Here is a 10,245-nt window from a genome sequence, read left to right on the forward strand (position 1 = left end):
CTATCCAGTACCACCCCCCTTTCCCATCTGCCCCCAACCCGGGGTCAGTTCTACCATCACGTCACGGCCTCATCCATTAAACGGCTGAGCTCGTGACGCGATGGTAGAACTGACCCCGGATATTGCGGATAAGGAGCTCAGGATCCGTAGCCGCCGCCGCCGGGGGTTTCGATGATGAACACGTCGCCCGGCGCCATGTCAGTTTTGCCGATGTGGCCGAGCTGCTCCACGCTGCCGTCCGCGCGCTGCACCAGGTTGCGGCCGACTTCGCCCGGCGCCCCGCCCGCCATGCCGAACGGCGCGTGCAGGCGGTTGTTGGACAGGATGGCCGCCGTCATCGCCTCGAGGAAGCGCACCTTGCGCACGCCGCCGTTGCCGCCGCGCCAGCGGCCCGCGCCGCCCGAGCCGGGCCGGATCTCGTAGCTGTCCAGCCGCACCGGGAAGCGGAACTCGAGTATCTCGGGGTCGGTCAGGCGGGAGTTGGTCATATTGGTCTGCACCACGGACGTGCCGTCGAAGCCTTCGCCGGCGCCCGAGCCGCCGCTGATGGTTTCGTAGTACTGGTAGCGCGCGTTGCCGAAGGTGAAATTATTCATCGTGCCCTGCGACGCGGCCAGCACGCCCAGCGCGCCGTACAGGGCGTTGGTGATGCAGGTGGAGGTCTCGACATTGCCAGATACCACCGACGCCGGGTAATGCGGATTGAGCATGGAGCCCGGCGGTATCAGCACGCGCAGCGGCTTGAGGCAGCCCGCGTTGAGCGGGATCTCGTCGTCCACCAGCGTGCGGAATACATAGAGCACCGCCGCCATGCACACGGCGGACGGCGCGTTGAAGTTGTTGTCCAGCTGCGCCGAGGTGCCGGTGAAGTCGATCTCGGCGCTGCGCCCTGCCTGGTCGACGCGCACCGCCACCTGGATCTGCGCGCCGTTGTCCAGCTTGACCGTGTAGCTGCCGTCGCGCAGCGCGCCGATCACGCGCCGCACCGCTTCCTCGGCGTTGTCCTGCACGTGGCCCATGTAGGCGCGCACCACGTCGAGTCCGAAGTGCGCCACCATCTTGCGCAGCTCGTCCACGCCTTTCTGGTTGGCGGCCACCTGGGCGCGCAGGTCGGCCATGTTCTGGTCGGGGTTGCGCGCCGGGTAGGTGGCCGAAGCCAGCAGGGCGCGCGTTTCGGCGTCGCGCAGCTGGCCTCCAGCGGCGCCGTCGACCAGCTTGAAGTTGTTGATCAATACGCCCTCTTCCACGATGCTGCGCGAGTCGGGCGGCATGGAGCCGGGCGTGGTGCCGCCTATGTCCGCGTGGTGGCCGCGCGAGCCGACGTAGAACAGGATCTCGCCGCCCGCCTCGTCGAACACGGGCGAGATCACCGTCACGTCGGGCAGGTGGGTGCCGCCGTTGTAAGGGTCGTTCAGCATGTAGACGTCGCCCGCGTGCATCTTGCCCGCGTTCTCGCGCATCACGGTCTTGATGCTCTCGCCCATGGAGCCCAGGTGCACCGGCATGTGCGGCGCGTTGGCGATCAGGTTGCCGTCGGCGTCGAAGATGGCGCAGCTGAAGTCCAGGCGCTCCTTGATGTTGACCGAGTAGGCGGTGTTCTGCAGCCGCAGCCCCATCTGCTCGGCGATGGACATGAACAGGTTGTTGAAGATCTCCAGCATCACCGGGTCGGCCGTGGTGCCGATGGCGCGGCGCTCGGGCAGCGCTTCCACGCGCGTCAGCACCAGGTGGTCCTGCGGCGTGACGACCGCTTCCCAGCCCGGCTCCACCACCGTCGTAGCATTCGCCTCGGCGATGATGGCTGGGCCGTGGATGATGTCGCCGATGCGGGTGTCCTCGCGCTTGTAGAGCGGCGTGTCGCGCCAGGCGCCGGCGGCGAACATGGGGACGATGGCGGATGCGGCCAGCGCGCCTGCACGCGGAACTTGCTGCGGCGCCGCCTCGGCTGGCGCATCCGAAGCGCCGATGGCTTCCACCGACACGGCTTCCACGATCAGCGGCTTGTGCTGCATGAGGAAGGAGAAGCGCTTCTTGTAGGCGGTTTCGAATTGCGCCTTCATGCTGTCGTTGGTGTCGAACAGGACGATCAGCGCGGAGTCCGTACCCTCGTAGCGCAGGTGCACGCGGGGTATCAGCGAGATCCGTTCGGCCGCAACGCCCTGCCGCAGCAGTTCGCCGCGCGCTTCCTCGCCCAGCGCGTCCAGCCGCGCCAGCAGGTCCTGCCCGCCGCCATCGGCCAGGCGGGCTTCGACAGCGGCCTCGCGCATCGCGGTCTGGTCGGCCAGGCCCATGCCGTAGGCGGACAGCACGCCGGCCAGGGAATGGATGAATACTGTTTTCATGCCCAGCGCGTCCGCCACCAGGCAGGCGTGCTGGCCGCCCGCGCCGCCGAAGCTGGTGAGCGTGTATTCGGTCACGTCGTGCCCGCGCTGTACCGAAATCTGCTTGATGGCGTTGGCCATATTGCCGACGGCGATTTCGATAAAGCCCGCCGCCGCCTGCTCGGGCGACACCTGCGCCGCCCCGGCGCCCGCCGCGCCATTGATCTCGTTGGCCAGCGCGGCGAAGCGCTCGCGCACGGCGGCGGCGTCCAGCGCCTGCCTGCCGTCCGCGCCGAACAGTTTGGGGAAGTGCTCCGGCTGTATCTTGCCCAGCATGACGTTGCAGTCCGTGACCGCGAGCGGGCCGCCGCGCCGGTAGCTGGCCGGGCCGGGATTGGCGCCCGCGCTGTCCGGCCCCACGCGGAAGCGGCTGCCGTCGAAGTGCAGGATGGAGCCGCCGCCTGCCGCCACGGTGTGGATGCTCATCATCGGCGCGCGCATGCGCACGCCAGCCACCTGGGTCTCGAACACGCGCTCGAAGTCGCCCGAGTAGTGCGACACGTCGGTCGACGTGCCGCCCATGTCGAAGCCGATAATCCGCTCGAAGCCCGCCAGCCTGCTGGCGCGCACCATGCCGACGATGCCGCCCGCCGGGCCGCTCAATATGCTGTCCTTGCCCTGGAAGGCGCGCGCGTCGGTCAGGCCGCCGTTCGACTGCATGAACTGCAGGTTCACGCCCGGCAGCTCGCTCGCCACCTGGTCCACATAGCGCCGCAGGATGGGGGACAAATAGGCGTCCACCACCGTGGTGTCGCCGCGCGCCACCAGTTTCATCATCGGACTGACCTGGTGCGATACCGAGACCTGCGTAAAGCCGATGTCGCGCGCGATGGCCGCCACCGCCGCCTCGTGCGCACTGTAGCGGTAGCCGTGCATGAAGACGATGGCCAATGAGCGCAAGCCCTTGTCGTAAGCCGCCTGCAGTCCGGCGCGCGCAGCGTCCGCGTCCAGCGCCTGCACCACGTCGCCGTGCGCGCCCATGCGCTCGTCGACCTCCACCACGTGGCTGTACAACAGTTCGGGCAGCACGATATGGCGGTCAAACAGGCGCGGACGGTTCTGGTAGGCGATGCGCAGCGCGTCGCGGAAGCCGCGCGTAATGGCCAGCGCGGTGGGCTCGCCCTTGCGCTCCAGCAGGGCGTTAGTGGCCACCGTGGTGCCCATCTTCACCGCCTCGATGCCGGCGGCGGGCAGCGGCTCGCCTGCGGCCACGCCCAGCAGATGGCGTATGCCCGCAACGGCCGCGTCGCGGTACTGTTCAGGATTCTCGGACAGCAGCTTGTGCGTGCGCAGCCGTCCGTCCGGCATGCGCGCCACGATGTCGGTAAACGTGCCGCCGCGATCGATCCAGAACTGCCAGTCCATACGCCACCTCCTGCTATGCGAGAAGCGCTTATTGTAGTGCGCGCACCGCCGCTGTGGGGGACGATTAGCCATGGCCGGGCCACGGTCCGGAAATTTAACATCAATGCTAGAATGACATCACCCCCACTGCAATGGCTGGCCATGAATCCACTCTACACCGTCGCTGAGATCCGCCTGATAGAACACACTGCCGCACAGCGCCTGCCGCCGGGGGCGCTGATGCAGCGTGCCGGGCAGGCCGGGGCCAATGCGGCGCTGGACCTGCTGCCGTTTTCCACCAGCCGCGCACGCGTGCTGGTGCTGGCCGGGCCGGGGAACAACGGCGGCGATGCGCTCGAAGCGGCGGCCCACCTGGCTTATGCCGGCGCCCAGGTCACCATACTGCACGTCGACAGCGGCGCGCCCTCCTCGCCGGAACGCGGGCATGCGCTGCAAAGGGCGCGCAGCAGCAACGCCGTGTTTGCGGAACTGAACCTGGAGGCCATCGCCGGCATTGAATGGAGCCTGGTGGTGGACGGCCTGTTCGGCATCGGCCTGAAACGCCCGCTGGAAGGCCAGTTGCGGGAACTGGTGGAGGCGGTGAACGCCATGCCCTGCTCGCGGCTGGCGCTGGACGTGCCGAGCGGACTGGATGCGGACACCGGCGCCATCGTGGGCGTCGACGGCATCGCGGTGCACGCCACGCACACGGTCACCTTCATCGGCGACAAGCCCGGCCTGCACACCTGCGATGGACGCGACCATGCAGGCCTGGTGCAGATCGCGCGGCTCGATATCGAGTCGGCGGCATTCCAGCCATCGCGCCAGCATCTGAACGACGTGAAATTTTTCGCGCGCCACCTGCGCGGGCGGCTGCACAACAGCCACAAGGGCAGCTACGGCAGCGTGGCGGTGCTGGGCGGCGCCAGCGGCATGGCCGGCGCGCCGATACTGGCTGCGCGCGCAGCGCTGCTGACCGGCGCGGGGCGCGTCTACGCCTGCTTTGCGGACCAGGCGCCGGCCTACGACAGCGCTTATCCTGAGCTGATGTGCCGCCAGGCCGCCGCCTTCGACTTCGACTCGGCCACCATCGTGGCGGGCCCCGGCCTGGGCGCGGGGGTCGGAGCGCAGGAACTGCTGGCGCAGGCAATCGGCAGCGCCAGCCCGCTGCTGCTTGACGCGGATGCACTCAACCTGCTGGCTGCGTCCCCGCCCTTGCAGGCGGCGCTGGCCGAGCGCGCCAGCGCGCCGGATGCGGCCAACGGCACCGTGCTCACGCCGCATCCGCTGGAAGCGGCGCGCATGCTAGGCATCTCCGTGTCCGAGGTGCAGGCCGACCGCCCTGCCGCCGCGCGCACGCTGGCTGCGCGCACGCGGGCGGTGGTGGTGCTGAAAGGCTCCGGCACCGTGCTGGCCGAGCCGCAAGGCCACGTGGTCATCAACACCACCGGCAATCCCTCATTGGCCACGGCGGGCACCGGCGACGTGCTGGCGGGCCTGTGCGGCAGCCTGCTGGCGCAGGGATGGCCCGCGTGGGAAGCGGCCCTGGCGGCGGTCTGGCTGCACGGCATGGCGGCGGACGTGATGGTGACCGAAGGCATGGGGCCGATAGGCCTGACGGCAGGCGAACTGATACCGGCCGTCCGCACCGCGCTGAACCGCATGGTGCAGCACCACAGCCGCTAGAAGAGCCAGGTTAGACGATGCGCCCGGCCGCGATGGTGATGACGCGGCCGCAGCGGGCCGCTATCGACGGATCGTGCGTCACCAGCACCAGCGTGGAGCCGTGCTCGCGGTTCAGCTCAAACATCAGCTGGATGACCGCCTCGCCGGTGGCCGCATCCAGCGAACCGGTGGGCTCATCGGCGAACAGCAGCGGCGGCTCGCCGACGAAAGCCCGCGCCAGCGCCACGCGCTGCTGCTCGCCGCCGGACAAATACTTGGGATAGTGCTTCAGGCGGCTGGACAGCCCCACCCTGCCCAGCATCGCTTCCGCCTTGGCGCGCGCGTCGGCATCGCCGGCCAGCTCGAGCGGCAGCATCACATTCTCCACCGCCGTCAGGTGCGCCAGCAGCTGGAAGGACTGGAACACGAAACCCAGCTTCTCCTTGCGCACGGCGGCGCGGCCGTCCTCGTCCAGCGCATAGATATCGCTGCCGTCCAGGTGCACGCTGCCGGTGCTGGGCGAGTCCAGCCCGGCCAGCAAGCCCAGCAAAGTCGACTTGCCCGAACCGGAAGCCCCAACGATAGCAAGCGTCTCGGCCTTTTGCACGGTAAAATCCACGCTGTGCAGGATGGTCAGCTCGCCGCTGGCATCGGCCACGCGCTTGCTCAGCCCCGCCACCACGATGGCCGCCTGGCCGGGCACGCTGGCCTGCACCTTGCCGCCGCCCGACATGGACGGCGAATCCGGAATGAAATTGCTGGACGCTTTGGGAAATTCAGGCATGGTCTTCTTGAAAAAAATACGTGAGGCTTTGTGGCTGCCGGTGGTGGCGCTGTTCTTGTTCAGCGCCGCCGCGAACGCCTATTCTGCACCAAAAACCATACTGGTGGTAGGCGACAGCCTGTCGGCCGAATACGGCCTGGCGCGCGGCGCCGGCTGGGTGGCGCTGCTGGAGCAGAAACTGCAGGCCCAGAAGATAGACGCGCGCATCGTCAACGCCAGCGTCAGCGGCGAGACCACCAGCGGTGGCCGCACCCGCCTGCCCGCGCTGCTGAGCAAGCACCAGCCGTCCATCGTGGTGATCGAACTGGGTGCCAACGACGGCCTGCGCGGCCTGCCCGTGCCGGCGGCGGAGGCCAACCTGCGCGCCATGGTGAAGGACGCGCGCGGCGCCGGCGCGCAGGTGCTGCTGGTGGGCATGCGCATGCCGCCCAACTACGGCCGCGACTACGCCGACAAATTCTTCGCCATGTTCGGCCTGCTGAGCAAGGACGTGAAAGCCCCGCTGGCCCCCTTCATGCTTGACGGCGTGGCCGACAAGACCGAACTATTCCAGCCCGACCGCCTGCACCCGCTGGCGGCCGCGCACCCCATCATCCTGGGCAATATCTGGCCGCATCTGCAGCCGCTGCTGAAAGTGAAATAAACACACAATGAAATACCCTGAAATCCTGCGCTTCGCCGACCTCGCCCACCGCCTGGACCAGTTCGACGCCATCATCGACGCGCGCAGCCCGTCCGAATACGCGCTCGACCACCTGCCCGGCGCCATTAACTGCCCGGTACTGGACGACGAGGAGCGCATCCAGGTCGGCACCACCTACAAGCAGGTCAGCTCCTTCGAGGCGCGCAAAATGGGCGCCGCCATGGTGGCCCGCAACATCAGCAAGCATATCGACGCGCTCTGGCTGGACAAACCGCGCGAATGGACGCCGCTGGTGTACTGCTGGCGCGGCGGCAACCGCAGCGGCTCGCTGGCCCACATCCTGGCCAAGATAGGCTGGCCGGTGGTGCAGCTGGAAGGCGGCTACAAGGACTTCCGCCAATACGTCAGCGCCGCGCTGGAGCAGCCGCCGGCGCTGGACTACCGCGTGGTGTGCGGCACCACCGGCAGCGGCAAGAGCCGCCTGCTGCAAGCGCTGGACGCGATAGGTGCGCAAGTGCTGGACCTGGAACAGCTGGCCGCCCACCGCGGCTCCGTGCTGGGCGGCCTGCCCAGCCAGCCCCAGCCCTCGCAGAAAGCCTTCGAGACCGCGATCTGGGAGCGGCTGCACCGCTTCGACCCGGCCAAGCCGGTCTTTGTCGAATCCGAGAGCAAGAAAGTCGGCGCGCTGCGCGTGCCGGGCGCGCTGATGGAGCAGATCCGCGCCGCCGGCTGCATCTCGCTGCAGCTATCGCGCGCGCACCGCGTGCAGCTGCTGATGGAGGACTACCAGCACTACATCGACGACGCCGGCCCGCTCAACGAGCAGCTGGGCTACCTGGCCACGCTGCACGGGCGCGACAAGATCAGCAACTGGCAAGGCCTGGCCAGCGCAGGCCGCATGGCCGAGCTGGTGGACGCCCTGCTGGCCGAGCACTACGACCCCGCCTACACCCGCTCCATCGCCCGCAACTTCCCCCGCATCACCGACGCCCTGGTGCTCGAGCTCCCCGGCATCGCCGAGGACGACCTGCTCGCCGCCGCCCGCCAGCTCCACCCCGCCTGATAGTTTCCAAACCCCAAAAAGGGGTCAGGGTTAATTATTTAATTAATTAACCCTGACCCCTTTTTGGTGGGCGGCAACTTCGGGAATGAAAAATGCCGCCCGGGGGCGGCATGTGCTTTATTTGGCGTCGTCGGTTTTTGCCGTCTCTGCCTTGGCCAGGATCTTGACCTTGGATTTTTGCTTGATCGCATCGATGTAGGCCGCCATCTCCTGCTCGGCGACGATGCTGGTGATCTGCTCCTGCTCGCTCTTGCGGCGCGCTTCGTCTTGCGCGGCGGGCTGCTGCACTTTGCCGATGCGGTACACGCCGTAGCCTGCGCCCGGCACGTCCACGCCCACGTAGGCCGGCAGCTTGCTGGCGTCCGCTTTCATCACTTCGGCCAGCACGACCGGGCTCAGGCCCTTGCCGTCCGCGCGCGAAACGATCTGCGCCGGGCCGTAGCCTTCTGCGCTGCCGGTGGCTTTGGCGGCGGCCATCTTGGCTTCGCCTTCCTTGTGCGCCAGCTTGACCGCTTCTTCGGCGGTCACGCGCTGGCGGATCGCCGCGTCAACTTCGGCCAGCGGGCGCTTGGCCGCAGGCTTGAATTCGACGATGCGGCCAGCCACCAGGGTGGCCGGCGCCACTTCCACCGCTTCGGTGTTGCGCTTGTTTTTCAGCGACTCGGCCGAGAACAGCGCGGTCAGGAACTTGGCGTTGTTGTACGGTGCGGCGCCCAGTGCCGGCGATGGATTGCGCGTGATGTGCTCGGCGGTTTCCACTTTCAGCTTGAGCTTGTCGGCAGCCGGCTTCAGGCTGTCGGACTGCTCGTACACGGTGTTGGTGAAGGACTCAGCCATTTCCGAGTACTGCTTGCCGGCTTTCTGCTTTTTCAGGTCGGCGGCGATGCTGTCTTTCACTTCGTCCAGCGGCTTGGTGGCGACCGGCTTGAGCGCGGTGATGGTGATGACGTGGTAGCCGAATTCGGTTTCCACCGGACCGGCGATCTCGCCCTGCTTCATGCTGAAGGCCTTGTCTTCCAGCGCTTTCGGCAGCGAACCTTTTTCCAGTTCGTTCAGGTCGCCGCCCTGCTCGGCCGACGATGGGTCTTGCGACTTGGCCTTGGCGATCTTGGCGAAGTCGGCCGGGTTCTTCTTCACGTCAGCCAGGATGGCTTCGGCCTTGGCCTTGGCGGCTGCCTTGTCGGCGGCGCTGGCGTCCTTGCCCACGGTCACCAGGATGTGGCTGGCGCGGCGCGATTCGGCGCTGCTGAAGCGGGCCTTGTTGGCTTCGTAGTAGGCGGCCACCTCGGCGTCGCTGACGCTGACCTGGTCGGCCACGGCGGCGGCGCTGAACACCACGTATTCGATCTTGGCCTGCTCAGGCACTTCGAACAGCTTGCTGTTCTTGTCGTAGAAGGCTTTCACCATCTCGTCGGTGACTTTGACTTGCGCCAGGAATTGCGCGGCCGGGAACAGCTGTTCCTGCACTTCGCGTTCCTGCGCGCCGAAATCGGAGATCTGCTTGGCGACGGCGCGCGGCACGATGCCGGTTTCCTGCACGGCGCCCAGCAGCTGCTGCATGGACATCTCGCGGCGGCGCTGCGCGTCATACGCGGCCGGCGACAGGCCTTGCGCGGCCAGCAGCGCCTTGTAGCGCTCCATGTCGAAGCTGCCGTCTTCCTTGCGCAGCGCCGGATTGTCCAGGTTCTGCTTCTGCAGCACGCTGTCGGCCACGGTCAGGTGGCTGCGCACCATTTCGGCGGCGATGGCGCGCTCGGCCACCAGGCGCTCGAGCACGTTCTGTTTGAACTCGGGGGTGTCGATCAGTTTCTGGTCGAACTGCGCGCCCATACGCTGGCGCAGGCTGTCGAGCTGGCTGCGCTGCGCGGCTTCCCATTCCTGACGGCTAATCGACTGGTCGCCGACCTTGGCCACAATGTTGGCCTGGTCGCCGGAGTTGTTGTAGCCGGCCACGCCGACGAACACAAACGACGGCACGATCAGGAGCGCCAGTAAAATCTGCATCAGCTTTTGATGCGTGCGTATAAATTCAAACATGGTCCGCCAATTCTTAGAGAGGAAATATTCCGTCGCGATTTTACAGCGCCGCGCCGCTCTATAGCAAGGCGCAGTTTTGAGAAAACGTCAAGCATGGCAAAAATGAAAAAGCCCTTGCAACTTTTCAGCTGCAAGGGCTTCCATATTCTTGGCGGAGCGGACGGGACTCGAACCCGCGACCCCCGGCGTGACAGGCCGGTATTCTAACCAACTGAACTACCGCTCCTGGTCAGATGTTTGTTTGTATTTGTTGGCGGAGCGGACGGGACTCGAACCCGCGACCCCCGGCGTGACAGGCCGGTATTCTAACCAACTGAACTACCGCTCC

At 67.0% G+C, this 10,245-nt stretch carries 6 protein-coding genes and 2 tRNA genes; 3 read left to right on the top strand and 5 right to left on the bottom strand.

From position 1 onward, the window contains the following. Positions 1-137: 137 nt before the first annotated feature. Entirely contained in the window at positions 138-3,746 is a 3,609-nt protein-coding gene (locus AC07S4_RS05120; protein ID WP_494985568.1) for a hydantoinase B/oxoprolinase family protein, read from the bottom strand. A gap of 141 nt (positions 3,747-3,887) precedes the next feature. Between AC07S4_RS05120 and AC07S4_RS05125 the strand changes: the two genes are divergently transcribed. Continuing rightward, positions 3,888-5,411 (top strand): NAD(P)H-hydrate dehydratase, encoded by a 1,524-nt coding sequence (locus tag AC07S4_RS05125; protein WP_494985617.1) that lies wholly within the window; start codon positions 3,888-3,890, stop codon positions 5,409-5,411. A 10-nt stretch (positions 5,412-5,421) separates the two neighbouring features. Here the strand turns inward: AC07S4_RS05125 and AC07S4_RS05130 are convergent, their stop codons facing one another. Continuing rightward, the gene (locus tag AC07S4_RS05130; protein ID WP_494985618.1) at positions 5,422-6,123 is read right to left on the bottom strand and encodes an ABC transporter ATP-binding protein; all 702 of its coding nucleotides are present in this window, start codon (positions 6,121-6,123) and stop codon (positions 5,422-5,424) included. A 49-nt stretch (positions 6,124-6,172) separates the two neighbouring features. Here AC07S4_RS05130 and AC07S4_RS05135 point away from each other — a divergent pair, with 49 nt between their 5' ends. Both AC07S4_RS05135 and mnmH read left to right on the top strand, forming a co-directional pair. Then, positions 6,173-6,817: an arylesterase gene (locus tag AC07S4_RS05135; protein WP_494985569.1), complete on the top strand. Its 645-nt coding sequence runs from the start codon at positions 6,173-6,175 to the stop codon at positions 6,815-6,817. A gap of 7 nt (positions 6,818-6,824) precedes the next feature. Further along, complete coding sequence (gene mnmH, locus AC07S4_RS05140) at positions 6,825-7,880, top strand: tRNA 2-selenouridine(34) synthase MnmH (RefSeq protein ID WP_494985570.1); 1,056 nt, start codon at positions 6,825-6,827, stop codon at positions 7,878-7,880. Between the two features lie 117 nt (positions 7,881-7,997). Here mnmH and AC07S4_RS05145 read toward each other — a convergent pair whose 3' ends face one another. The 3 genes from AC07S4_RS05145 to AC07S4_RS05155 all read right to left on the bottom strand — a co-directional run bounded on the left by AC07S4_RS05145 (position 7,998) and on the right by AC07S4_RS05155 (position 10,245). Continuing rightward, on the bottom strand, positions 7,998-9,917 hold the full coding sequence (locus AC07S4_RS05145) for a SurA N-terminal domain-containing protein (protein ID WP_494985571.1): 1,920 nt from the start codon (positions 9,915-9,917) through the stop codon (positions 7,998-8,000). A 149-nt stretch (positions 9,918-10,066) separates the two neighbouring features. Then, positions 10,067-10,143 (bottom strand) — tRNA-Asp (locus AC07S4_RS05150). Between the two features lie 25 nt (positions 10,144-10,168). After that, positions 10,169-10,245, bottom strand: a tRNA-Asp gene (locus tag AC07S4_RS05155).

This window comes from Pseudoduganella sp. GW821-FHT05F09, assembly GCF_059419605.1.

Bases quoted from the DNA above. Each gene is read 5' to 3' on its own strand.
- AC07S4_RS05130 (WP_494985618.1), bottom strand. From the start codon at position 6,123: ATGTCGGGCGGCGGCAAGGTGCAGGCCAGCGTGCCCGGCCAGGCGGCC.
- AC07S4_RS05120 (WP_494985568.1), bottom strand. From the start codon at position 3,746: ATGGACTGGCAGTTCTGGATCGATCGCGGCGGCACGTTTACCGACATC.
- AC07S4_RS05135 (WP_494985569.1), top strand. From the start codon at position 6,173: ATGGTCTTCTTGAAAAAAATACGTGAGGCTTTGTGGCTGCCGGTGGTG.
- AC07S4_RS05145 (WP_494985571.1), bottom strand. From the start codon at position 9,917: ATGTTTGAATTTATACGCACGCATCAAAAGCTGATGCAGATTTTACTG.
- mnmH (WP_494985570.1), top strand. From the start codon at position 6,825: ATGAAATACCCTGAAATCCTGCGCTTCGCCGACCTCGCCCACCGCCTG.
- AC07S4_RS05125 (WP_494985617.1), top strand. From the start codon at position 3,888: ATGAATCCACTCTACACCGTCGCTGAGATCCGCCTGATAGAACACACT.